This is a genomic window from Mycobacterium gordonae (genome assembly GCF_002101675.1).
GTDB lineage: Bacteria > Actinomycetota > Actinomycetes > Mycobacteriales > Mycobacteriaceae > Mycobacterium > Mycobacterium gordonae.
Genome location: NZ_LQOY01000032.1, coordinates 20,777 through 43,864 on the forward strand (window position 1 = coordinate 20,777; position 23,088 = coordinate 43,864).

The window sequence follows — 23,088 nt, forward strand, 5'->3', positions numbered from 1 at the left end:
CTGCATGATTCGAGGTCTCATCTCAGACTTCGACCGCGCAGTAAGCCGCGTGCGATTGGCGGCGAGCCTCGTCGACAGAAGTGGTGAACTCGACGATCATCGCGGCCACCAATCCCGGGTCGTCATACATGGGGACATGTCCTACCCCAGCCAGCGCGGTGACCTTCGCATGAGGGACCAGCGCAGGGAACCGGACTCCGTAAGGGTGTTGCGGAATCAGGGCGTCCTTCTCCGGCCACCCGATCTGCACGGGACAGTCAATTGCCCCCAGTTCAGCCTCGACCTGCAGGAACGAATCCTTTAGCTCCTGGTAGACGCTGCAGCGCAGGTTGTCGCGCACGAACGCCGCAGCTTCCACGACAGAGATCCGCTCGCTGTGGGCCATGGCGCCATTGAGCAGGCACCGCCGCAGCAACGAGGGCTTCAACACGGTTTCCGCATAAGGCGCGATGGCCGAGAACACCGCGCGCGCAACGCTTAGTTTCAGGTTCAATGTGCGCAAGTGCATGCCGCCGGAGTGCCAGCCCAGCGCCGGGGACAACGCGGTGGCCGACAGAGCGCGTCCGCGCGCCGCCAACTCCAGCGACAGCCAACCGCCAAGAGAATTGCCCACCAAGTGGACTCGATCGAGTGCGGCCGCGTCGAGGTCGCGCTCAAGCTGATCGGCCAGGACGTTGACGGTGATGTCGGCGCCCGAGGGCCACGCGGACCCACGGGCATGCCCGGCGAGGCGTGCGACATAAACGCGGTGGTGGCGTTCCAGCGCCGGGGTGATCGGGACCCAATTGCGCCAGCTACCACTGAAGCCGTGAACGCAAACCAGCGGCGAGGCATCGGTCACGGCGGACTCCATGGTTTGCTCCACTCGACAAAGTTGACATGGCGTCAAAAACTATGAACACTGTGTCATATCCCAGCGGCCCACGCAAGTAGGAGATTCAATGGACACCAACGCCCGCGGCGTGAACGCCAAGCTTCCTGCACGGGCACGCGTCGTTGTAGTCGGCGCCGGAATGGCAGGCCTCGGCACGGCCATGCGCCTGCTACAGGCCGGTATCGACGATTTCGTCGTCCTAGAACGGGCCGATATTGTGGGCGGTACGTGGCGCGACAACGACTACCCCGGATGCGCGGTCGACGTGCCTTCGGCGTACTACTCCTACTCCTTTGCGCCCAAGCATGATTGGTCGCACGCGTACGCACGCCAACCCGAGTTGCTGGCCTATCTTCAACAGCTCGCCGCCGACCAGAAGATTGCCCAGCGACTCCACCTCGGATGCGCATTGACTTCGGCGGCGTGGAACGACGAGCAGCGGTGCTGGAGTATCGCGACCACCGGCGGGACTATCACCGCGCAACTGCTGGTACCCGCCGTTGGCATCCTCAACCGTGTCTCGACCCCTGACATCCCGGGATTAAAATGTTTCCAGGGCAGGCTGTTTCACACCACCGCCTGGGATCACGATTACGACTTGACGGGGCGCCGCGTTGCGGTGATCGGCACGGGATCCACTGCGGCACAGGTCATTCCCGCCATCGCACCACGAGTAGCCCATCTGACGGTGTTTCAACGTTCGGCAGGGTGGGTGATGCCGCGCGTCGACTGGAAGGTCTCGGGGTGGGAAAAGCTGCTCATGAAGAGGGTGCCGGGCCTTCATCGGGCGCGGCGTTGGCGGCAGCGTTGGCATCGCGAGATGGGGTTTCCTGCGTTGCTCAAGCCTGGGGCCCTCACCACGATCATCGAGGCGGTAGGCCGCTGGCATCTGCGCCGGCAGGTGCCCGACCGTTCGATCCGACACAAACTGACCCCAACAAGCCGGTTCGGGTGCAAGCGTCCGATCGTGTCGAGTGACTACCTGGCGAGCTTCATCCGGACCAACGTCGAATTGGTCACGGAGCGGATCACTGAAGTGCGGGCGCACTGCGTCATCACCGCCGACGGACGTAAACACTCAATCGACGCATTGGTGCTGGCGACCGGATTCAAGCCGTACGAGTGGGCCGACGCCGCAAATGTCGTAGGCCGCGACGGTGTGACGCTCGACCACGACTGGCGCGAACACGGCGCCCGGTCGTACCTCGGTGGCGCCGTTCACGGGTTCCCCAATCTGTTCTACGTCGTCGGCCCCAATACCGCGGTGTTCACCTCGATCCTGTTCGTCATCGAAAAATACATCGACCACTTCGTGGCCGCCGTCCAAGAGATGGACCGCCACAACCTTGCCGTGATCGAAGCCCGCGCCGACGCGCAGAACGAGTTCGGCGACGAGATGGATCAGCGCCTCCACGGCACCGTCTGGGCCAGTGGCTGCACCAGTTGGCTCCTTCATAAAAGTCACCACAACTCCACGCTGTGGCCTAGCAACACCAGTGAACTTGCCGGCCGCCTCAAGTATTTCGACCCTTTGGCCTACAACCTGACCGCCACCGACGGCACGCCGTCGGATCTGCCCCGCGTCCCCCACCTGCTCTGAATTGCACAGCCGAACGCCAGGGGAAAGCCATGACCAGCACGTCCAACATGAGCCGTGATCACGCCACGACGGCTGATCCGCGGCTCTCCTATGACCGTGGACCGCAGTTCCCTCCACTGCTTGAAACGACCATCGGCGCGAACCTGGCCGCCACCACCCGCTCCTACGGCGGTCACGACGCGCTCATCGATATCCCGTCTCGGCGTCGCTGGAATTACGCTGAGTTCCGCAGTGCCGTACGCCAATTCGCTACCGGATTACTTAACGCGGGCATCGGCACCGGCGACCGCGTCGGCATCTGGTCACCGAACACCCCAGAATGGACTATTGCGCAATACGCGGCCGCCGAGATCGGCGCCATACTTGTCACAATCAACCCGGCCTACCGGGAACATGAACTTGAATTCGTGCTCAACCAAGCGGGAATCGCAATGGTGCTCACCGCACGGAGCTTCAAGACGTCCGACTACGTGTCCATGCTCAGTAACGTGCGGTCCCGCTGCCCCCACCTCGAACATGTCGTGGTCATCGGGGGCCTGGACTGGGACCACTTGGCAGCCAATCAGGCCGAGGACGCAATGCTCGACACGATCGCCGCCCGTCTGACCAATACGGACCCAATCAATATCCAATATACTTCTGGCACAACGGGATTCCCTAAGGGCGCCACCCTGACTCACCGCAACATTCTCAACAACGGCTTTTTCGTGGGGGAACTGCTCGGCTACACGAGCGACGACCGGATATGCATCCCAGTGCCCTTCTACCACTGCTTCGGCATGGTGATGGGCAACCTCGCTGCAACCACCCACGGCGCCGCGATGGTCATCCCGGGACCCGGCTTCGATCCTGCGGCGACACTGACTGCGGTCCAAGCGGAACGCTGCACCGCACTATACGGAGTTCCGACCATGTTCATCTCCGAGCTCGCGCTGGACACCTTCGACAGTTTCGACCTCACCTCGCTGCGCACCGGCATCATGGCCGGATCCCCCTGCCCGGCCGAGGTCATGCGTCACGTCATCGACAGGATGCACATGTCTGAAATCTCGATCTGCTACGGCATGACTGAAACCTCACCGGTGAGCACTCAGACCCGCCGCGACGACACCATCACGCAACGCACCAATTCTGTCGGCAAACCCGGTCCACACTTGGAAGTCAAAGTCGTCGATCCCAACGGTGACGTCCTGCCGCGGGGCACCAGCGGGGAACTGTGCACGCGCGGGTACTCGGTCATGGCCGGATATTGGAATCGACCCGACGCGACCGCGGAGGTCGTAGACAGTTCGGGATGGATGCACACCGGCGACATCGGTGCAATGGACGACGACGGCTACATTGCGGTGACCGGGCGGTTCAAGGACATGATCATCCGGGGCGGTGAGAACGTCTATCCGCGCGAGATTGAAGAGTTCCTTCACACCCATCCCGACATCTCAGATGCCCAAGTGATCGGTGTTCCCGACGCCAAATACGGAGAGGAACTGATGGTCTGGATTCGGTTGAACTCTGGTGCTGACCCGCTCACCGAGGCGGATATTCAACAGTTCTGTACCGGCAAGCTCGCGCACTACAAGATTCCGCGCTACGTCCACATTGTCGACGAGTTCCCGATGACGGTCACCGGCAAAGTCCGCAAGATCGAATTGCGCGAGCACGCCAGCGTGATTTTGTTCGGCGGATCGGGCGGTCGAACGCAATAGCAGAGCCGCAGACCTTCTTAACCTCAATCGCTGTCCAGAGGCGGGGCTGTTTCGCCACTCAACGCTCAAGCCGCCAGCACGGATCTAGGAAGGACCAACATGGGCTTGCGCGGCGCGCAGCAGCCGCAAGCGAACCCAAAGCTCGACGACCACGGCGCGACTTCCATTAAGGACCCAGCGACTCATCTACGCGTAAGGACCCAGCAACTCATCTACGCGCCACTTAGAGGACCTAACTAGCTTTGGCCTTCGAACATCACACTTTTGCGTGCAGCCCCGCCGAGGCCGCCCAAATCGTGCTGAATTCGCCGCGAGCATGCCGCACAGTGTTGGAGGCATTGGCCGCCGCAGCGGACTCGGGACAACTGAACGCCGCGGCGCATGCACCGACGCTGCGCGCCGCTCAGCGCTCACTAACGTCGTTAAGGAAGGCGCGCCTTCTAGGTAACTAGTGCGAGACCTGGTCGAAGCTAGCCGAGCGCCCGTCCGCCCTACCGGCAGCGACCGGAATGTCCCAGGCGTGCCTGTGAGCGAACCCTCCACGTCGTCCCACTCAACTCTGCGATACACACAATGCCGTTGTGTCACGTCATGTTTCGCCATGTATCAACCCGTGGCGAGACTTGACGGTACCTCATTGTGACGCAGCAAAACTCACCAAGAAAATACTTGACCTGTTGTCTGCCCCGGTCGGACAAAACCGAGCTGCGGACACATTCGTTACCGACGCTAATGTTCCCAAAAGTGTTCCCAACGGGCATGAAAATGGCCCCCAGGCTTGCGCCTGGGGGCCATTTTCGCTGGTAGCGGGGACAGGATTCGAACCTGCGACCTCTGGGTTATGAGCCCAGCGAGCTACCGAGCTGCTCCACCCCGCGTCGGTAAACGCAAGGTTACCCAACGCGTGGCAACCTCTCCAAATCGCCTCTTGACCAGCGCCGATACCGAGTGCTGTACGAAATTCCGTTGCAACCGCCGCCGCAGGGGGAATACCGTCCGTGCATCCCACCCATCGGATCCAGGAGACCGTCATGCCCGAACAGCTCGGGCCCAAGCTGCTCAACTTCGCCACCGACATCGCCGGCAACACCGTCGAGCAGGCGAAGGTCACCGCGTCGATGCCCTTCGTGCACCCGCACGTCTCACTGATGCCTGACGCCCACCTGGGCAAGGGCTCGGCAGTCGGGACCGTCATTCCCACCCGGGGCGCGGTCATCCCGGCGGCGGTCGGCGTCGACATCGGCTGCGGCATGGTCGCGGCCAAGACCCGGTTCACCGAGCGGGATCTGGCGGCGAAGTTCGCGGGCGACTACCGCTCCCAGCTACCGGCGCTCAGGCAGCTCATCGAGGACGCGATCCCGCTGTCCCCCGGCAACTACAACAAGAACCTGCAACGGTTTTCGTTCACCGCGCGCAAGCACGACGAGTTGCTCAAGCTGCAGCAAGACCTCGACGTCGACCTGTCGCACAGCCCGAAGTGGATGCAGCAGTTGGGTTCTCTGGGCGGCGGCAACCACTTCATCGAGCTGTGCCTGGACACCGACGACACGGTCTGGCTGTTCCTGCACAGCGGTTCCCGCGGCGTCGGCAACAAGATCGCGCAGCGGCACATCAAGATCGCCCTGGACCAGTGCACGGCCGATCCACAGGTCAGGCTGCCGAATCGCGACCTGGCCTACCTGCAGGAAGGCACACCCGAATTCGACCGGTACATCAAGGATCTGAAGTGGGCGCAGCGCTTCGCCTACCTGAACCGGGCCGAGATGATGGACCGGTTCATCCACGTGTTCGCGTCATGGATGGGTGCACAGGCCCAGCGCGTGGCGATCGAGACGATCAACACTCACCACAACTACACGGTTCCGACCACCATCGAGGGTGAGACGGTCTGGTTGACCCGTAAGGGCGCGATCGACGCCACTGAAGGCAAACTGGGCATCATTCCCGGCTCGATGGGCACCCGGTCCTACATTGTGCGGGGCAAGGGAAACCCTGACGGGCTGTGGTCGGCTCCGCACGGGGCCGGCCGCCGGTTCAGCAGGACGAAGGCCAAGGAGTTGTTCAGCGAGCAGGATCTGGCCGCCGCGATGCGCGGGATCGAGTACCGACACGGCAAGGAGTGGATCGACGAGATCCCGCAGGCCTACAAGGACATCGATCAGGTCATGGTCGGCGCCGCATCACTGGTCGAAGTGGTGACCTCGCTGCGGCAGATCATGAACGTCAAGGGGACCTGAGCCGTCGCATCGTCAGCAGTTCCCGGTGCCGGTCGTCCAGATAGGGAATGCCGATCCCGTATTCCTCCCACCGGGCTGCGACGATCGACTCCAGCTCCGGGTCGATCGTGTTGAGCGCCGGATAATGCCGCCCGCCCCACTCCGGCCTCGGTTCGAAATCCCAACTGCGGGTGGCGTCGACGAGCACCCGGGTCCACTCCCCTCCGCCGGAGTTCGACTTCTGCGGCGGAGTGGAGGGATCCAGCGGTGAGCCGAGAGTGGGCCCGTAGCAGGCGATGTCGCCGAGGCCTGCGTTCACCCGGTAGGCCAGGGCCCAGTCCAGCGCAGCGGGATCGTGAATGTCGATGTCCTGCTCGACGACCATGACGTGCTTGTAGAACCACACCGATCCGCCGCTCCCCCACAGCGCCGCGGCGACCTGCTGCGCATGACCCCTATAGGTCTTGTGGATCTGCACCACGATGTTGGTGCCATTGGACACCGGTGACATCCATACGCCGGTGATACCGCCAATTCCACTCGTCTCCAACAAATTCCACGCGATTGCCGAGCGGGCGTAGTTGACCATGGCATCTTCGTTCAACAGGCCCGGCCGAATGCCTTCGGGCGTGCCCCGCAACACCGGGTGCGTTGCGGTGGGTGATCCTGGTGACCCGCAGCACGGGTGCGGGCGCGGGATGCCCGTCGAGGTAGCCCGGATATTCCGCGAACGGGCCTTCGTCCATGAAGGTGGCGGGGTCGGGATCAATGAATCCTTCGACGACGATCTCGGCGCTGGCGGGCACATGCAACGGCACTGTTTCACACGCCACCAAGTCGACCGGTCGGCCCAGCAGAGCGCCCATCATGTCCCACTCGCAGACGTCCTTCGGGAAGGGACTGCCGGCGCAGAACGCCAACACGTCGTGCCAACCGTAGACGACGGCCACCGGCATCGGCTCCGGCTTGTACTGTTGCGCATGCCCACCCCAACCCTGACTGGGCACCATCAACTTGGCGATCTTGTCGCGGCCGACGATCATCCCCCGATACACACCGATGTTGTCGCGCCCGGTCACCCTGTCCCCGGTGACCACGCCACAGAACGTGTCGATGTATCTCCCCCCGTCGGCCGCATGCCATTTCGGGGCGGGAAACTGCCACAGGTCGATGTCGTCGCCGGTCACGATGTTCTCCTTGACCGGACCCGCGTCGACAATGCGCGGCGGGATCGGTTGTCGGAAAGCGCCTTTCAGGTGACGGACGATCGCAGCGTCGCTGGTGTCCTCCGGCAGTCCCAGCATCAGCTGGATCTGACGACGGCTGCCGATCCCCGACGTCAACAGTTTGGTGCACCGGGTGTCCTCATGGCCCGCGATGTTCTCGAACAGCAACGCCGGTCCACCAAGCGAGAGATTGGCGCGGGTGATCGCGCCGATCTCCTCGTTCCAGTCCACCCGTGCGACGACACGACGCAACTGGCCGGCGGCTTCGAGGGTGGCCAGCCAGCTACGCAGATCGGGGCTCGTGTCGCTCATGGTTCGTGTGGTCCTTCCAGCGCTTGATCAGGTCGTGTTCGATCCCGAGTTGGTCGACGACGCGGCCGACGAGGTAGTCGGTCATCTCCTCGACCGATGCGGGCCGCGCGTAGTAGGACACCGTCGGCGGAAAAACGACCGCACCGGCGCGTGTCAGGAAGAGCATGTTCTCCAAATGAATTGCGCTCAGCGGTGCCTCTCGAGCCACCAACACCAGCCTGCGTCGTTCCTTCAGCGCGACGTCGGCGGCACGAGTGATCAGGTTGTCGCTGTAGCCGATTCGGATGGCGCTCAGCGTTTTCATGCTGCACGGGCAGATAACCATGCCATCCGTGCGGAACGACCCACTGGAGATGCCGGCGGCGAGATCGCGGGCACTGTAACTGTGCGAGGCAAGCCTGCGGACGTCGTTGACGCTGCGATCCGTTTCGAGCTTGATGGTTGCGCGCGCCCAGTCACTCAGGATCAGGTGCGTCTCGACCCCCAACTCTCCCAGCACTTCCAGGAGACGAACCCCGATCGGGGCGCCGGTCGCGCCGGTCATTGCGACTACGAGGCGCATGATCGCACCTCCTCACGCCGGCTCAACCCGACGAGGATGAGTACCACGGAGGTGAAGAATGCGTACCGCATGCCACGAAAGCCGAAAAGTACGACCCGTTCCTGGCCGCGGCTCCCGGAATCACCCTGCGACAGAATCGGATTGGCGGCAGCGGTGCCCATCGCCGCTCCGAGCGTGGTGAACAGCCAGTTGCCGTAGGTGCCGTAGAGCAACGTCCACCGCGCGACTCTCGCCGCCGGACCAACCAGCCCCACACGGCCCCAGCCGGCACCGAGAGCGACCAGGAAGGTGCCGTTCATCACCCCTTCGAGGTGTGCGGACAACGCCATGCGCATGTTGGTGAAGCGCCGCTCCTGCGTGCCGGTCACCAGTCCGATCAGGAACAGAAAGATGCCGTGCCGAATCAGTGCACGGTCGGTTACGGCGTCTCGATCTCGGCTTTGAGTAGCCATGCTTCCTTCTCCAGGTCGTCGATGATGGCGTGCAGCAGATCCGCGGTCGTCGGGTCCGCGTCGTCGACGTCGTCGTGTACGGCACGCAAGGTGGCGACGACGGCGTAGATCCGGGTGGTGATGACCGCGACCGTGTCGGTGACGTGGACCAGTCCCGGCGGTGCGGCGGGCACGGTGGTACTTGCGACGACGGTGTCGGATCGACCGTCGGGAACCGCATTCAGGGCGCGCATCCGTTCGGCGATCGTGTCACTGGCCTCGCGCGCGACGTCGACGAGGCTGTCGAGTTGCAGATGCAGATCCCGAAAGTTCGTTCCGACGACGTTCCAGTGCGCCTGCTTGCCCTGCAGGTGCAACTCGATCAGGTCGACGAGCACCTTCTGCAGGTTGGCGAATAAGTTGGCGGGCGCCTGGAAAGCCTTGACGTCGCGTGCATTACGCCGATTGGCCGATACCGATGTGGTCATCGTTGATCCTTTCGTCTTGCCGCGTTGCGGGCCACAGCGGCTGCGGCACTTCGATACCCAACGGTGCGTCCCAGTGGTTTCGCGACGAAACCTCATGCACCGGACGACGATTGGCGGCCACGCCCCACCTGCCCCGCGGATAGCCGAGGGCCAGCATCGCCGACATGGTCCAGCCTTCCTCGACAGGCACGCCGAGCATCTCGTTCACCCGGTCGGCGAAGTTGCGCAGCACCATCGTCATGACTCCGCCGACCCCCTCGGCGCGGGCGGCCAGCAGGGCACTCCAGATGGCGGGAAAGATGTTGGCGCCGCCGAGATCGTCGATCGCGAAGACGAAAAGCAGCAGTGGAATGTCTTCGAAGTGGTCGGCGAGATAGTCTCCTGAACCTTTGATCCGGCGCATCGTTTCGGCATGGTCGGCCAGGTCCGCGCCGGGCGCCGGCGCCACCATAGGCCCCGTCCCGGTGCTGAACTTCTCGTATTCGATCGCGCGGGCCTGCCGGAACAGACGGGCGAACTCGGCCTTGAGTCCCGGATCGTCGACTGCCACGAAGTGCCAGCGCTGGGTGTTACCGCCGTTGGGGGCGCGGACCGCCGCGTCCAGGATGCGGGCCTGGGTGTCCAGCGGGATGGGATCCGGCCGCAACCGCCGCATCATCCTGGTGGTGTAGAGCGCTTCGTAGATGTCCATCACTCGGCCCACCCGTTGCCCAGGATGGTGTCGACGAAGTTCTCCCGCTGGAACGTCGGGTCGAAGTGCGCCAGCACGTCGTCGTTCATGGTGCCGAAGGTGCTGTCGGGCCGGTGCTTCATGCCGTCGTTGAAGGCGGCGATGATCCGGTTCTTGAAGTCCGGCCGAGGGTGTGCCGCGGTGACCGCGTCCAGCGCCTCGGGCGCCAGGTCATCGCGACCCATACCCAGCACGTCGGTCTCGACACCGGCTGTGACCAATGCGATTTCGGGGTCCAGGAACTCCGGCACTCCCGGCGTGGTGTGCAAAGCGATGCCCAGCCACACCTTTCGGGCATCGGCAGGGTCGTAGCCGCGCTCCAGCAGGAAGTCGCGCGCGGCGTTGGCGCCGTCGACTTCGAAGCGCAGCATGGAGGAGCGGTAGCGCTCGGTCAGGCCGATGTCGTGGAACATCGCCCCCACGTACAGCAATTCGAGGTCGGGTTGCAGGCCCCGCCGGTGCCCCTGCAGGGCGCCGAAGAGAAACACCCGACGGGAGTGGTCGAAGAGCAGATCGTCTTCAGTGGCGCGGATGTAGTCGGTGACCTCGCGGACCAATGGCGTGTCCGGAATGGCGATGCCGGCAATGGTTTCGATCGATTGAGTGTTCATGCGGTCAGTCTGCGGCGATCGGCCCCTGCCCATGGGTAGTCGATTGAGCCGTCTTTCCCACAGAAACCGACACGGCCACAATGGACGGATGGGGGCTCGCGTGATCGTGATCGTCGTCTTCGACGACGTGACCATGCTGGACGTTGCCGGGGCCGGTGAAGTGTTCGCCGAAGCCAACCGCGCCGGCGCCGACTACCAGCTGAAGATCGCATCGCTGGATGGCCGCGATGTCACGACGTCAATCGGAACCCGGTTAGGCGTGACCGATGCCATCTCGTCAATCGAGGCCGCGGACACCGTGTTCGTCGCCGGCAGCGACGACCTGCCGCGGCGGCCGGTCGACCCCGCGCTGGTCAAGGCGATCAGGTCGATTGCCGGCCGGACCCGGCGCCTGGCCTCCATCTGCACGGGCTCATTCATCCTCGCGCAAGCCGGACTGCTGCAGGGCCGGCGCGCCACCACGCACTGGAACGAAGTCCGGTTGTTCACCCGGGCCTACCCTGACATCACGGTCGAGCCGGACGCGATCTTCGTCCGCGACGGTGAGGTTTTCACCTCCGCCGGGGTGTCGTCGGGCATCGATCTGGCGCTGGCTCTGGTCGAAATGGATTACGGCACAGAGCTGGTCCGCGCCGTGGCCCGGTGGTTGGTGGTCTATCTCAAGCGCGCGGGCGGCCAGTCACAGTTCTCGGTGCTGGTCGAGGCGGATCCGCCGCCGGAGTCTCCGCTGCGCAAGGTCACCGCCGCGATCTCGGCCAACCCGGCGGACGACCACAGCGTCAATACCCTTGCGACGCGGGCCTCGTTGAGCACCCGGCAGCTCACCCGGCTGTTCCAGTCCGAGCTCGGCACGACGCCGGCCCGCTACGTCGAGATGGTACGAATCGACGCCGCGCGTGCCGCGCTCGATGCGGGGCGCACGGTGGCCGAGACGGCGCGGCTGGCGGGATTCGGCAGCCCCGAGAGCCTGCGTCGAGTATTCGTCGACCACCTCGGCGTGTCACCGAAGGCCTACCGCGAGAGGTTCCGCACCGCGGCGCGGGGCTGACCCCCCAGCGAGGGCGCGCAAAATGCCACCGATCACGGCGTGTCGACGGCAAAACGCGGGCGCTCGTGGCCAAGAGTGAGCGGCCGCGGCGCGCAGCCGCTACTTCGTGTTGTTGAACTTCGTGATCGCCTCGTCGAGCCGCTGCAGCGCCGACCCGTAGCCGGCGAAGTCACCCTTCTTCTGCGCATCCCTGGCCGCACCGATCGCGGCTTGGATCTCTTGCAGCACAGCAGCTTTCGCAGGGGATAGAGCCGTCGATGCGTCGGGAGGCGGCGGCAGCGCCGCAGTGGGAGGTGGCGTCCCCGGCCCAGTGGCCGGGGGCGGCGGATTGGCCGGCGGCGCGGCCGGCACCCCGGCATCGGTGGGCTGGATGCCCGTCGCGGCGGCACCGGCGCCCGGGCCGAACAAAGCCGTCAGCGCGTCGCCCACGGTGGGCCCGTAACCGATCTTGTCGTTGTACATCATTGCCACGCGGATCAGCCGCGGATACGACGACGCCGCATCACTGGCACCCGGCGAGGCATAGACGGGCTCGACATACAACAGACCACCCTGGCCCACCGGGAGGGTGAGCAGATTGCCCCAGCGGATCCGGTTCTGGTTGTCGCGACCGATCACGCCGAGGTCCTGCGACACTGCCGGGTCAGTGGTAATCGCGTTGTTGGCCAGCTTCGGCCCGTTCACCTGACCCGGGATGGTCAGCACCGTTATCTTGCCGTAGGTGGCGGGATCGGAACTGGCACTGATGTAGGCGGCCAGATAGTCACGCTTGAATCTGTTCATCGCGCTGGTCAGCTGATACGACGCCGAATTGTCGTTCTTGGCAATGTTTTTCGCCACGATGTAGTACGGCGGTTGGTAGCTGCTGGCGGTCGGGTTCGGGTCCAGCGGCACGTCCCAGAAGTCCGACGTGGAGAAGAACGTCACCGGGTCGTTGACGTGGTACTTGGCCAGCAGCATGCGCTGCACCTTGAACAGGTCCTCGGGATAACGCAGGTGCTCGGCGAGCTCGGGGCTGATGTCGCTCTTGGGCTTTACCGTGCCGGGGAAAACCTGCATCCACGCCCTGAGCACCGGATCGTTCTCGTCCTGCTGATACAGCGTGACAGTGCCGTCGTAGGCATCCACGGTGGCCTTCACCGAGTTGCGGATATAGGAGACCCGCTTGTCGGGAGCCAGCCTGTTGAACGCCACCTCGGTCGAGTCCGCCGTCGCCGAGGACAGCGACGTCAGTTCGGAGTACGGATAGTTGTCCAGCGTGGTGTAGCCGTCGATGATCCACACCATCCGCTTATTCACGATCGCCGGGTACACCGCGCTGTCGGTGGTCAGCCACGGCGCCACCGCCTCCACCCGCTGCGCCGGGTCGCGGTTGAACAGGATTCGGCTGTTGGATCCGATCACGTTGGAGAACAAGAAGTTTCGCTCGGCGAACTTCGCGGCGAACACGCTGCGGGAGATCCAGCTGCCGATCGGCACGCCGCCAGCCCCGGTATAGGTGTAGTTCTTGGTTTCGGTGCTGGTCTCGTAATCGTATTCGCGGTCGGCGCCGGTCTTGCCGACGATCGCGTAGTCGGCGGCCGCGTTGGCGATCACCGGTCCGAAGTAGACGCGCGGCTGGTCCAGCGGCGCCGGGCCGTCGGACACGATGCTGCCGTTGGCTCCGACGACGTTGACCAGGAACTGGGGGTAGCCGCCGTTCTGGTTCGGGTCGTTGGCGATGCCGCGCACGGTGTTGGCCGGCGAGGCGATGAAGCCGTTGCCGTGGGTGTAGACGGTGTGCCGGTTGATCCAGTCGCGCTGGTTGTCGATCAACCGGTCCGGGTTGAGCTCCCGGGCGGCCACCACGAAGTCGCGCAGATTGCCGCCGCGGTCCTGATAGCGGTCGATGGACAGCTGGTCGGGGAAATAGTAGAAGTTCTTGCCCTGCTGGAACTGGGTGAACGCCGGGCTGACGATGGTCGGGTCCAGCAGCCGGATATTCGCGGTGGTCGCGCGGTCGGCCGCCACCTGCTGCGCGGTCGCCTGGCCATCACCGGTGTAGTTGCGGTAGGTCACCACGTCCGGCGTCAACCCGTAGGCCTGGCGGGTGGCGGCGATACTTCGGCTGATGTATTCGCTTTCCTTCTGCGCCGCATTGGGTTTGACGCTGATCTGCTCGACGATCATGGGCCAGCCCGCCCCCACGATCAGCGACGAGAGCAGCAAGAGCACCAGGCCGATCGCCGGGATCCGCAAGTCGCGCAGAGTAATCGCGGAGAACACCGCGGCCGCGCAGATCAGCGCGATCGCCATCAGAATCAGCTTGGCCGGCAGCACCGCGTTGATGTCGGTGTACCCGGCTCCGGTGAACGGCTTGCCGCCCCGGGTGTGCGACAACAACTCGTAGCGATCCAGCCAGTACGCAACGGCCTTGAGCACCACCAGAACACCGACCAGGCTGACCAACTGGATACGCGCCGAGCGGCTCAACGCTCCGGCCCGTCCCGACAGCCTGATCCCACCGAACAGATAGTGCGACACCAGGTTGGCCACCAACGCCAGGAACACCGCCACGAACAGGTAGCTGAGCACCAACCGGTAGAACGGCAACTCGAACGCGTAGAAGCCGAGGTCCTTGCCGAACTGAGGATCGGCGATGCCGAAGTCGCCACCGTGCAGGAACAGCTGAATGCGCACCCAGTAGCTCTGCGCCACCATGCCGGCCAGCACGCCGATGGCCGTCGGGATCCCGATGCCCACCAGCCGCAGCCGGCTCATCACCACCGCGCGATAGCGCGCGACCGGGTCGTTGTCGTTGCTCGGCACAAACACCGGTCGGGTGCGGTAGGCCAGCGCGAGCCCGGCGAACACGATGCCGCCGACCAGCAGGCCGGCCACCAGGAACACCACGATGCGCGTGACCAGCACGGTGGTGAACACCGAGCGGTAGCCGAGCTCACCGAACCACAGCCAGTCGACGTACGCGTCGATCAGCCGGGGGCCGGCCAGCAACAGCACGATCACACCCAGTGCGATCAGAATCAGAATCCGGCTACGCCGAGTCAACTTCGGCATCCTTGCGGCGGGCCGCATTCCCACTAGCTACGCTCCCTGCTTCGTTTTCCCGATGGCCACAACTGTACGCAAACGGCCGCGATGGCAGCTCGGCTAGCAGCTCGGAGTCGCGCCCCCCGACGTCATCGCGTGCAGGGCGTCCACCGCGGAACCGAGCGTTTCCACCTTCACCAGCTTCAGCCCGGACGGGATGTCGGACATCGCCTCATAGCAGTTCTTGGCGGGTACCAGGAACACCGAGGCGCCGGCCGCGCGCGCCGCGGCCATCTTGTGGGTGATTCCGCCGATGGGGCCTACCTTGCCGTCGACGGTGATCGTGCCGGTGCCGGCGACGAACGTCGAACCCGCCAGGTCACCGGTGGTGAGCTTGTCCACCACGGCGAGGCTGAACATCAGCCCGGCCGAGGGGCCACCAATGTTGGCCAGGTTGAAGTCGACGGTGAAGGGCGCCCACGGTGCGTCGAGCACCGCGACGCCCATGAATCCGTAATCGCGGTCCTTGTTGGTTCCCAGGGTGATCTCGGCGATGCCGGCCGGTTCGTTCTTGCGGCGATAGTCGATGGTCACCACCTGGCCGGGCTTGGTTTTCTTCAGCAGCGAGGTGAACTGCTCGACGTTGGCCACCGGCGTGCGGTCGACCGCGTCGATGGCGTCGCCGGGCTTCAGCTTGCCGGCCGACGGGCCAGGGTCGGTGACCGAGGCGACGGTGACGGCTTCCGGATACTTCAGGTAACCCAGGGCGGCGTATTGGGCGCTGTCTTCGGAGGTCTTGAAATCGGCGTTGTTGGCTTGGTCGACCTCGTCGCGTGATTTGCCGGGGGGATAGATCAAGTCACGCGGCACCAGCTGCTCCTGACCCGAGATCCACAGGCTCATCGCTTCGCCCAGGGTGAGGTCGTCGCGCTGCGAGACCGTCGTCATGTTCAGGTGACCGGTCGTCGGGTGCGTCTGGGTGCCCTCGATCTGCACGACCTGCTTGCCGTCGACCTCCCCGAGGGTGTCGAATGTCGGACCCGGGCCCAGGGACACGAACGGCACCGTCACCACCGCAAGCAGCACCCCGAAGACCACGATCGGCACGAGCGCGACCATCAAGGTCAAAATCCGCCTGTTCACGCCGCTTACCCTAACCGGCACCGCCGCGGCGACGTTCAGCTGAGAGCGTGACGGTGCCTCGCGCTTTCCGTCGGTGCGGGCAGTACGGTTGACCGTATGGCTGACCTGCCTTTCGGCTTCTCCGGTGGAGATGACCCCGACCGCGAGAAGCGCGAGAAGAACGATCCCAATGCCGGCGCAGGCAACAACCCCTTCGGCTTCGGCGGCGATTTCGACATGGCCAACCTCGGCCAGCTGTTCACCCGCCTGGGCGAGATGTTCGGTGGTGTGGGCAGCGCGATGAGTTCGGGCAAGGACGCCGGCCCGGTGAACTACGACCTGGCCCGCCAGGTTGCCACGAGTTCGATCGGGTTCGTCGCACCGATCCCCGCCACCACCAACTCGGCGATCGGCGATGCGGTTCATCTGGCCGAGACGTGGCTGAACGGCGCGACGGCACTACCCGAGGGCACTACCAAGGCGGTCGGCTGGAGCCCGTCGGACTGGGTTGAGAACACCTTGGGTACCTGGAAGCGGCTGTGCGATCCGATGGCCCAGCAGATCTCGTCCGTGTGGGCGCAATCGCTGCCGGAAGAGGCCAAGAGCATGGCCGGCCCGCTGCTGCAGATGATGTCCCAGATGGGCGGCATCGCATTCGGCTCTCAGCTCGGCCAGGCATTGGGCCGGCTGTCAAAAGAGGTGCTGACGTCCACCGACATCGGTCTCCCGCTCGGCCCCAAAGGGGTCGCCGCGCTCCTGCCGGACGCGGTGGAATCCTTCGCGCAGGGCCTTGAGCAGCCGCGCAGCGAGATCATGACCTTCCTGGCGGCCCGGGAGGCCGCGCACCACCGCCTGTTCAGCCACGTTCCGTGGCTGTCCAGCCAGTTGTTGGGGGCCGTCGAGGCTTACGCCGCGGGCATGCAGATCGACATGACCGGCATCGAGGAGCTGGCCCGCGATTTCAATCCGGCATCGCTCGCCGATCCGGCCGCCATGGAGCAGCTGCTGAGCCAGGGCGTCTTCGAACCGAAGGCGACACCCGCGCAGACACAGGCGCTGGAACGGCTCGAGACGCTGCTCGCCCTGATCGAGGGCTGGGTGCAGACGGTGGTGACCGCCGCACTGGGTGAGCGGCTGCCCGGGGAGGCGGCGCTGAGCGAGACGCTGCGCCGGCGCCGGGCCAGCGGCGGCCCCGCCGAGCAGACGTTCGCGACCCTGGTCGGGCTGGAGCTGCGGCCGCGCAAACTGCGCGAGGCCGCTGCGTTGTGGCAGCGGCTGACGGAGGCCGCGGGCATGGACGCGCGCGACGCCGTCTGGCAGCACCCCGACCTGCTGCCCGGGTCCGACGACCTCGACGACCCCGCGGCGTTCATCGACCGCGTGATCGGTGGCGACACCAGCGGGATCGACGAGGCCCTTTCCGACCTGAACGCCGAACTCGACGATCCGGGTCCCGCGGATAACTGAGCCGAGGGCCCCTGTGGATAACTGAGCGAGGCGTTGCCGCCTGGCGTGCCACAGTTGCTGGTCATGCCGTCCCTGTATGCGCTCGATCCGGCGATGCCGGTGCTGTTACGGCCCGACGGTGTGGTGCAGGTGGGCTGGGATCCCCGTCGCGCGGTGCTGGTCCGGCCTCCCGGTGAGCTGAGCGCGCCGAGTCTGGCCGCGTTACTGCGGTCCATGCGATCGCCGGTGTCGCTGACCGAACTGCAGCGCCAGGCCGGTGCCGACCTCACGGATCTGGTCACGGGGCTGGTCGAGGCGGGCGTGGCCACCCGCGGGGAGGGCACCCCGACCGGGCGGGCGGCTTCCGTCCGGGTTCACGGCCGGGGCCCGCTATCTGACCTGCTGGTACAGGCCCTGCGCTCCTCGGGCGTCCGGACCGGGCACAGCAGCCGGCCCCACGCCATGGTCACCACCGCCACCGCCGACCTGGTGGTGTTGACAGACTTCCTGGTGGCCGATCCGCGCGTGGTCCGGGACCTGCACAACGCAGGTGTCCCGCACCTTCCGGTTCGGGTCCGCGACGGCACCGGCCTGGTGGGGCCGCTGGTCTTGCCCGGGATGACCAGCTGCCTGGGCTGCGCTGACTTGCACCGGCGCGACCGCGACGCGGCGTGGCCGGCCATCGCAGCTCAGCTGCGCGACACCATCGGGGTCGCCGATCGCGCCACCATGCTGGCGACCGCTGCGCTGGCACTCAGCCAGGTCAATCAGGTGATCGCCGCGGTGCGCGGGCAGCGGCCCGATCCCCCGGCGGCGCTCAACGCCACGTTGGAGTTCGACCTACGGGCGAGCACGATCATGGCCCGGCCGTGGACCCGGCATCCGCTGTGTGCCTGCTAGCCGAGGCGACCCTGCTCCGGAACGCTCGTGGAGATCGACGCATATGCCCGGCCCAGGGCGTCCAGTACGTGCTCGTCGAGGGTGCGCTCGTTGCGGTGCTTGTCCAACGTCTCGATGATCGCTCGGAACAAGGCGTCGGCGGCGTCGTGCTGCGCTTGTTTGGCTGCCATGGCTGTTGCGGTCCACCCTCCGGACGTGAGTTCGATGCGTCGCACGGATGCGCGACCCGAAGAGACTACATATCTGAAAAGAACAACGATTCAATTCAATGCAGACGATGCGCGGGCCGTCGTGGATGATGGGGTATGTGTCAGACATCAAGCGCGGCCGCGCAGCCCGCAACGCAAAGCTAGCCAGCCTGCCGGTCGGCATGGCCGGCCGGGCGGCTCTCGGGTTCGGCAAGCGGCTGACCGGTAAGTCCAAGGACGAGGTCAACGCAGAGCTGATGGAGAAGGCGGCCAACCAGCTGTTCACCGTCCTGGGCGAGCTGAAGGGCGGCGCGATGAAGGTCGGGCAGGCGCTGTCAGTCATGGAGGCGGCCATTCCCGAGCAGTTCGGTGAGCCGTACCGCGAAGCGCTGACCAAGCTGCAGAAGGACGCGCCGCCGCTGCCCGCCGCCAAGGTGCACCGGGTTCTCGACGCGCAATTGGGCACCAAGTGGCGGGAACGCTTCGCTTCCTTCAACGACACCCCCGTCGCCTCGGCGAGCATCGGCCAGGTCCACAAGGCCATCTGGTCCGACGGGCGCGAGGTGGCCGTCAAGATCCAGTACCCGGGCGCCGACGAGGCACTGCGCGCCGACCTCAAGACGATGCAGCGCATGGTCGGGGTGTTCAAGCAGCTGTCCCCCGGCGCCGACGTGCAGGGCGTGGTCGACGAGCTGATCGAACGCACCGAAATGGAGCTGGACTACCGCCTGGAAGCCGACAACCAGCGCAGGTTCGCCAAGGCGTACGAGGGCCACCCCCACTTCGCGGTGCCGCACGTGGTGGCCAGTGCGCCGAAGGTGGTGATCCAGGAATGGATCGACGGTAAGCACATGGCCGAGATCATCCGGCACGGCTCCCGCGAGGAACGTGACCTGATCGGCATTCGGCTGCTGGAACTGACCTTCGACGCGCCCCGTCGGCTGGAGATGCTGCATGGTGACGCCCACCCGGGCAACTTCATGTTGTTGCCCGACGGGCGGATGGGAGTCATCGACTTCGGCGCCGTCGCGCCGTTGCCCGGCGGCTACCCCATCGAGCTCGGCATGACCATCCGGTTGGCCCGCGACAAGAACTACGACCTGTTGTTGCCGACCATGGAGAAGGTCGGATTCATTCAGAAGGGTCAGCAGGTGTCGGTCCGCGAGATCGACGAGATGCTGCGCCAGTACGTCGAACCGATCGAGGTCGAGGAGTTCCACTACACCCGCAAGTGGCTGCAGCGGATGACGGTCAGCCAGTTCGACCGCTCGGTGGCCCAGATCAAGACGGCCCGGCAGATGGATCTGCCGCCCAAGCTGGCGATCCCGATGCGGGTGATCGCATCGGTGGCCGCGATCCTGTGCCAGCTGGATGCGACGGTGCCGATCAAGGCTTTGTCGGAGGAGCTGATTCCCGGCTTCGCCGAGCCGGACGCTGTAGTGGTGTAGACGCCCGTCAGGCGGCCTCTTTACGAGGCCGCCCTCGGGGACGCTTACGACCGACAACCGAGCCCCGCTCGAAGATCTCGCCGCCCCACACACCCCACGGCTCGGCACGCTCCAGAGCCGCGGCCAGGCACTGGCGCCGCACCGGACAGTGCACGCAGAGCGTCTTGGCGCGTTCGAGGTCGGCCGGGGTTTCGGCAAACCATAGGTCGGGATCGCCGGCATGACACGGCAGGGCCGGCTGGGTCGGTCTAGGGACTGTCGAGGCCGACATGTCCTTTCACCTGCTTCCTGGTCGGTTGGCTGTCCTTTTGCGTTGATCCGGACCAGGGAAGTTGTCTGTTGAGACAACAATGGCCACGGATCGACTAGGGGTCCGTGGCCATAGGGCGAAAAGCGTTTACGTCTCTACGTTGAGCCTCACGGACGCTCCAGTCACGGCGGCGACACGGTGCTTCACCGCTGCCGCCGGGCTAGCGGCGGCATGGCGGGTGGCGGTGCGTACGCCGTACCAATCCATCGAAATCATCGCTGGCCACCCTCCTTCCAAATGCGCTACCAGCAGCGGGCAAAATGCGGTTACGAGACTAAACCGTACCAGCCGTGATCGGCAACCGATTTTCTGACCTGCGGATATGCCGCTTTCAATTGGCTTGGCGGACCAGCTCGAGCACCTCGGGTCCGTACTGTTCGAGCTTGCGGGCCCCGATGCCGGGGATGGCGATCAGCGACGCGTTGTCGGTGGGCCGCAGCTCCGCGATCGCGATCAGGGTGTTGTCGCTGAACACGATGTAGGCCGGCACGTTCTGTTCTTTGGCGGCTGCCAGACGCCAGTCTTTGAGCTGTAGTAGCAGCTCCTCGTCGACGTCCCCGGCGCAGGTTTCACACCGCCGCAACATGATGGCCGCCGGTGTTGACAGGTCTTTGTTGCAGACCCTGCAGCGCGCCGGACCCTTATTGCGCCGCGACTTCCCGGGTGCGGCCTCGACCCGGGTCTGCGGGGCGATGCCGTTGAGGAACCGGGACGGCTTGCGGCTCTGCCGGCCACCCTGGGACCGCGCCAGCGCCCAACTCAGCGCTAAATGCTCTCTGGCCCTGGTGACTCCGACGTAGAGCAGTCGGCGTTCCTCCTCGACCGGCTCGCTGTCGGGCCCGTGCGCCAGGGCGTGTGAGATGGGCAGCGTGCCGTCGGCCAGACCGACCAGGAACACCGCGTCCCACTCCAGACCCTTGGCGGCGTGCAGGGAAGCCAGCGTGACGCCCTGCACCACCGGTGGGTGGCGGGAATCGGCCCGCAGGCGCAACTCGGCCACCAACCCGGGCAGCTCCAGTCCGGGACGCTGCGCCACTTCGTCATCGACCAGTTCGGCCAGCGCGGTCAGGGCTTCCCAGCGTTCGCGGGCCTTGGTGCCGGCGGGCGGCTCCGTCGTGAGCCCGAGTGGTTCCAGGACGCCGCGAACGACGTCGGCCAAGGCGCCCTCGGCACCGCGGTCCGCCGCGCGTTGCAGCGCCAGCAAGGCCTGCTTGATTTCCTGGCGGTTGAAAAAGCCCTCTCCGCCGCGGACCTGGTAGGCGATGCCCGCCTCGGTCAACGCCTCCTCATAGACCTCGGACTGCGCGTTGACCCGGTAGAGGATCGCGATTTCCGATGGCGCCGTGCCGTTTTCGATCAGCTGCGCGATGGAGGCGGCCACCGCGGCGGCCTCGGTGTGCTCGTCGGGATGCTCGCGGAAGGACGGCGCCGGTCCCGGCTCGCGCTGACCGATCAGCTGCAGTTTGCTGCCCGCCACCCGGCCGCGGGCCGCGGCGATCACCTGGTTGGCCAGCGAGACGACCTGCGGAGTGGAGCGGTAGTCGCGTTCCAGCCGGACCACGGTGGCGTCGGGGAAGCGCCGCGAGAAGTCCAGCAGAAAGCGGGGCGAGGCGCCGGTGAACGAGTAGATGGTCTGATTCGCGTCGCCGACGACGGTCAGATCGTCGCGGTCGCCCAGCCAGGCCGAGAGCACCCGCTGCTGCAACGGGGTGACGTCCTGATACTCGTCGACCACGAAGCAGCGGTACCGGTCCCGGAATTCGGCGGCCACCGCGGCGTCGTTCTCGATCGCCGCGGCGGTGTGCAGCAGCAGGTCGTCGAAATCGAGCAGCGTGACGTCCTCGTCACGGACCTTGAGTGCCTCGTAGGCCGTGTAGACGGCCACCACCTTCTCGGCGTCCAGCGGAATGTCCCGGCCGGCGCCCGCCACCGCCCCCGCGTACTGCTCCGGGGTGATCAGTGACGCCTTGGCCCACTCGATCTCCCCGGCCAGGTCGCGCACGTCGTCGGTGGAGACGTTGAACCGGCAGCGGCTGGCCGCGCGGGCAACGACGGCGAACTTGGTGTCCAGCAGCTCCCAGCGGGTGTTGCCGACCACCCGGGGCCAGAAGTAGCGCAGCTGGCGGTGCGCGGCGGCGTGGAAGGTGAGGGCCTGTACCGTGCCGACGCGCGAGTCGTTGCGCGCCGCCGCGTCCAGCGCGCGCAGCCGGGAGCGCATCTCTCCCGCCGCACGCTGGGTGAAGGTGACCGCCAGCACCTGCCCCGCAGCGACGTGTCCGCCGGCGACCAGCTGGGCGATGCGGTGCGTGATGGTGCGCGTCTTGCCGGTTCCGGCACCGGCCAGGACGCAGACCGGGCCGCGCGGGGCCAGCACGGCTTCGCGCTGCTCGTCGTCCAGCCCCGCGATAAGGGGATCGGCCATCACCGGCATGCCGTCCATCTTGGCAGTGCCTGCCGACAAACCGGGCGTGGCTCGTCGCTCGGCGGGCCGAGCCTGGAATGGATCGCCACCGGGCTAGGTTATCCAGTCATGACTAACGCTGCGCTGACCATGTACACCACCAGCTGGTGTGGCTACTGCTTCCGGCTCAAGACGGCGCTCAAGGCCCAGGGCATCGCCTACGACGAAGTCGACATCGAACAGGATTCCGCGGCAGCCGATTTCGTCAGCTCCGTCAATGGGGGCAACCGGACCGTGCCGACGGTGAAGTTCGCCGACGGGTCGACGATGACCAATCCGAGCGCAAGTGAGGTCAAGGCGAAGCTCGCCGGCTGACCGCGGCGCCGACACGGAAGCGCGATTGGTGCCCACTCCCGAGTCCGGTCGCCCCTACGATAAG

General features: G+C 65.5%; 21 protein-coding genes and 1 tRNA gene. 8 read left to right on the forward strand and 14 right to left on the reverse strand.

The genetic code is table 11. The features are described from left to right. Positions 1–22: 22 nt before the first annotated feature. Positions 23–853, reverse strand: a complete 831-nt coding sequence (locus tag AWC08_RS05785) for an alpha/beta fold hydrolase (protein ID WP_085087507.1) — start codon at positions 851–853, stop codon at positions 23–25. A gap of 88 nt (positions 854–941) precedes the next feature. On the opposite strand from AWC08_RS05785, the gene AWC08_RS05790 reads away from it, so the two are divergent. Both AWC08_RS05790 and AWC08_RS05795 read left to right on the forward strand, forming a co-directional pair. Continuing rightward, a complete protein-coding gene (locus AWC08_RS05790; RefSeq protein ID WP_065133724.1) occupies positions 942–2,474 on the forward strand; it encodes a flavin-containing monooxygenase in 1,533 nt (510 codons plus the stop codon). A 29-nt stretch (positions 2,475–2,503) separates the two neighbouring features. Continuing rightward, the gene (locus tag AWC08_RS05795; protein WP_082986301.1) at positions 2,504–4,180 is read left to right on the forward strand and encodes an AMP-binding protein; all 1,677 of its coding nucleotides are present in this window, start codon (positions 2,504–2,506) and stop codon (positions 4,178–4,180) included. 801 nt (positions 4,181–4,981) lie between these two features. Here AWC08_RS05795 and AWC08_RS05800 read toward each other — a convergent pair. Next, positions 4,982–5,058 (reverse strand) — tRNA-Met (locus AWC08_RS05800). 153 nt (positions 5,059–5,211) lie between these two features. Here AWC08_RS05800 and AWC08_RS05805 point away from each other — a divergent pair. Beyond that, positions 5,212–6,417, forward strand: a complete 1,206-nt coding sequence (locus tag AWC08_RS05805; RefSeq protein ID WP_069433844.1) for an RtcB family protein — start codon at positions 5,212–5,214, stop codon at positions 6,415–6,417. On the opposite strand, the gene AWC08_RS38960 is transcribed toward AWC08_RS05805, so the two are convergent. The 7 genes from AWC08_RS38960 to AWC08_RS05835 are packed head-to-tail and all read right to left on the reverse strand — an operon-like array spanning position 6,404 to position 10,756. Then, a complete protein-coding gene (locus AWC08_RS38960; protein ID WP_336442422.1) occupies positions 6,404–6,949 on the reverse strand; it encodes a hypothetical protein in 546 nt (181 codons plus the stop codon). The genes AWC08_RS05805 and AWC08_RS38960 overlap by 14 nt on opposite strands. Further along, the gene (locus AWC08_RS38965; RefSeq protein ID WP_331716075.1) at positions 6,852–7,934 is read right to left on the reverse strand and encodes a UbiD family decarboxylase; all 1,083 of its coding nucleotides are present in this window, start codon (positions 7,932–7,934) and stop codon (positions 6,852–6,854) included. The genes AWC08_RS38960 and AWC08_RS38965 overlap by 98 nt, the downstream gene beginning before the upstream one ends. Then, positions 7,906–8,496, reverse strand: a complete 591-nt coding sequence (locus AWC08_RS05815) for a UbiX family flavin prenyltransferase (RefSeq protein ID WP_069433843.1) — start codon at positions 8,494–8,496, stop codon at positions 7,906–7,908. Before AWC08_RS05815 ends, AWC08_RS38965 begins: the two co-directional genes overlap by 29 nt. Beyond that, positions 8,484–8,948, reverse strand: coding sequence for a styrene oxide isomerase (locus AWC08_RS05820; RefSeq protein ID WP_069433842.1), 465 nt, complete (start codon positions 8,946–8,948; stop codon positions 8,484–8,486). Before AWC08_RS05820 ends, AWC08_RS05815 begins: the two co-directional genes overlap by 13 nt. Continuing rightward, a complete protein-coding gene (locus tag AWC08_RS05825) occupies positions 8,915–9,415 on the reverse strand; it encodes a Dps family protein (protein ID WP_069433841.1) in 501 nt (166 codons plus the stop codon). The genes AWC08_RS05820 and AWC08_RS05825 overlap by 34 nt, the downstream gene beginning before the upstream one ends. Beyond that, the gene (locus AWC08_RS05830; protein ID WP_069433840.1) at positions 9,384–10,106 is read right to left on the reverse strand and encodes a nitroreductase family protein; all 723 of its coding nucleotides are present in this window, start codon (positions 10,104–10,106) and stop codon (positions 9,384–9,386) included. Before AWC08_RS05830 ends, AWC08_RS05825 begins: the two co-directional genes overlap by 32 nt. Next, positions 10,106–10,756, reverse strand: coding sequence for an HD domain-containing protein (locus tag AWC08_RS05835; RefSeq protein WP_069433839.1), 651 nt, complete (start codon positions 10,754–10,756; stop codon positions 10,106–10,108). The genes AWC08_RS05830 and AWC08_RS05835 overlap by 1 nt, the downstream gene beginning before the upstream one ends. 88 nt (positions 10,757–10,844) lie before the next feature. Here AWC08_RS05835 and AWC08_RS05840 point away from each other — a divergent pair, with 88 nt between their 5' ends. Next, positions 10,845–11,804 (forward strand): GlxA family transcriptional regulator, encoded by a 960-nt coding sequence (locus AWC08_RS05840; RefSeq protein ID WP_142283425.1) that lies wholly within the window; start codon positions 10,845–10,847, stop codon positions 11,802–11,804. A gap of 99 nt (positions 11,805–11,903) precedes the next feature. Here AWC08_RS05840 and AWC08_RS05845 read toward each other — a convergent pair whose 3' ends face one another. After that, the gene (locus tag AWC08_RS05845) at positions 11,904–14,885 is read right to left on the reverse strand and encodes a UPF0182 family protein (RefSeq protein WP_069433837.1); all 2,982 of its coding nucleotides are present in this window, start codon (positions 14,883–14,885) and stop codon (positions 11,904–11,906) included. Positions 14,886–14,954: 69 nt separating this feature from the next. Then, a complete protein-coding gene (locus AWC08_RS05850) occupies positions 14,955–15,977 on the reverse strand; it encodes a YlbL family protein (protein ID WP_065133721.1) in 1,023 nt (340 codons plus the stop codon). Positions 15,978–16,073: 96 nt separating this feature from the next. Between AWC08_RS05850 and AWC08_RS05855 the strand changes: the two genes are divergently transcribed. Further along, positions 16,074–17,423: a zinc-dependent metalloprotease gene (locus tag AWC08_RS05855; protein WP_065133720.1), complete on the forward strand. Its 1,350-nt coding sequence runs from the start codon at positions 16,074–16,076 to the stop codon at positions 17,421–17,423. A gap of 63 nt (positions 17,424–17,486) precedes the next feature. Continuing rightward, positions 17,487–18,302: a cyclodehydratase gene (locus tag AWC08_RS05860; RefSeq protein WP_065133739.1), complete on the forward strand. Its 816-nt coding sequence runs from the start codon at positions 17,487–17,489 to the stop codon at positions 18,300–18,302. Here the strand turns inward: AWC08_RS05860 and AWC08_RS34975 are convergent. Beyond that, a complete protein-coding gene (locus AWC08_RS34975) occupies positions 18,299–18,472 on the reverse strand; it encodes a hypothetical protein (protein ID WP_142283426.1) in 174 nt (57 codons plus the stop codon). The genes AWC08_RS05860 and AWC08_RS34975 overlap by 4 nt on opposite strands. Positions 18,473–18,597: 125 nt before the next feature. On the opposite strand from AWC08_RS34975, the gene AWC08_RS05865 reads away from it, so the two are divergent. After that, a complete protein-coding gene (locus tag AWC08_RS05865; RefSeq protein WP_065133738.1) occupies positions 18,598–19,938 on the forward strand; it encodes a macrolide-binding ATPase MABP-1 in 1,341 nt (446 codons plus the stop codon). A gap of 7 nt (positions 19,939–19,945) precedes the next feature. Here AWC08_RS05865 and AWC08_RS05870 read toward each other — a convergent pair whose 3' ends face one another. After that, positions 19,946–20,209, reverse strand: coding sequence for a WhiB family transcriptional regulator (locus AWC08_RS05870; protein WP_082986300.1), 264 nt, complete (start codon positions 20,207–20,209; stop codon positions 19,946–19,948). 370 nt (positions 20,210–20,579) lie between these two features. Further along, a complete protein-coding gene (locus AWC08_RS05875; protein ID WP_167544937.1) occupies positions 20,580–22,679 on the reverse strand; it encodes an ATP-dependent DNA helicase UvrD2 in 2,100 nt (699 codons plus the stop codon). Between the two features lie 99 nt (positions 22,680–22,778). On the opposite strand from AWC08_RS05875, the gene mrx1 reads away from it, so the two are divergent. Next, entirely contained in the window at positions 22,779–23,024 is a 246-nt protein-coding gene (gene mrx1 / locus AWC08_RS05880) for a mycoredoxin Mrx1 (protein ID WP_065133718.1), read from the forward strand. The last annotated feature ends 64 nt before the right edge of the window (positions 23,025–23,088 follow it).

Coding starts and splice junctions, on each gene's coding strand:
- AWC08_RS05870 (WP_082986300.1), bottom strand. CDS start 20,209: ATGTCGGCCTCGACAGTCCCTAGACCGACCCAGCCGGCCCTGCCGTGT.
- AWC08_RS05825 (WP_069433841.1), bottom strand. CDS start 9,415: ATGACCACATCGGTATCGGCCAATCGGCGTAATGCACGCGACGTCAAG.
- AWC08_RS05805 (WP_069433844.1), top strand. CDS start 5,212: ATGCCCGAACAGCTCGGGCCCAAGCTGCTCAACTTCGCCACCGACATC.
- AWC08_RS05830 (WP_069433840.1), bottom strand. CDS start 10,106: ATGGACATCTACGAAGCGCTCTACACCACCAGGATGATGCGGCGGTTG.
- AWC08_RS05820 (WP_069433842.1), bottom strand. CDS start 8,948: ATGGCTACTCAAAGCCGAGATCGAGACGCCGTAACCGACCGTGCACTG.
- AWC08_RS05835 (WP_069433839.1), bottom strand. CDS start 10,756: ATGAACACTCAATCGATCGAAACCATTGCCGGCATCGCCATTCCGGAC.
- AWC08_RS05860 (WP_065133739.1), top strand. CDS start 17,487: ATGCCGTCCCTGTATGCGCTCGATCCGGCGATGCCGGTGCTGTTACGG.
- AWC08_RS38965 (WP_331716075.1), bottom strand. CDS start 7,934: ATGAGCGACACGAGCCCCGATCTGCGTAGCTGGCTGGCCACCCTCGAA.
- AWC08_RS05790 (WP_065133724.1), top strand. CDS start 942: ATGGACACCAACGCCCGCGGCGTGAACGCCAAGCTTCCTGCACGGGCA.
- AWC08_RS05815 (WP_069433843.1), bottom strand. CDS start 8,496: ATGCGCCTCGTAGTCGCAATGACCGGCGCGACCGGCGCCCCGATCGGG.
- AWC08_RS34975 (WP_142283426.1), bottom strand. CDS start 18,472: ATGGCAGCCAAACAAGCGCAGCACGACGCCGCCGACGCCTTGTTCCGA.
- AWC08_RS05875 (WP_167544937.1), bottom strand. CDS start 22,679: ATGCCGGTGATGGCCGATCCCCTTATCGCGGGGCTGGACGACGAGCAG.
- AWC08_RS05855 (WP_065133720.1), top strand. CDS start 16,074: ATGGCTGACCTGCCTTTCGGCTTCTCCGGTGGAGATGACCCCGACCGC.
- mrx1 (WP_065133718.1), top strand. CDS start 22,779: ATGACTAACGCTGCGCTGACCATGTACACCACCAGCTGGTGTGGCTAC.
- AWC08_RS05840 (WP_142283425.1), top strand. CDS start 10,845: ATGGGGGCTCGCGTGATCGTGATCGTCGTCTTCGACGACGTGACCATG.
- AWC08_RS05785 (WP_085087507.1), bottom strand. CDS start 853: ATGGAGTCCGCCGTGACCGATGCCTCGCCGCTGGTTTGCGTTCACGGC.
- AWC08_RS05865 (WP_065133738.1), top strand. CDS start 18,598: ATGATGGGGTATGTGTCAGACATCAAGCGCGGCCGCGCAGCCCGCAAC.
- AWC08_RS05795 (WP_082986301.1), top strand. CDS start 2,504: ATGACCAGCACGTCCAACATGAGCCGTGATCACGCCACGACGGCTGAT.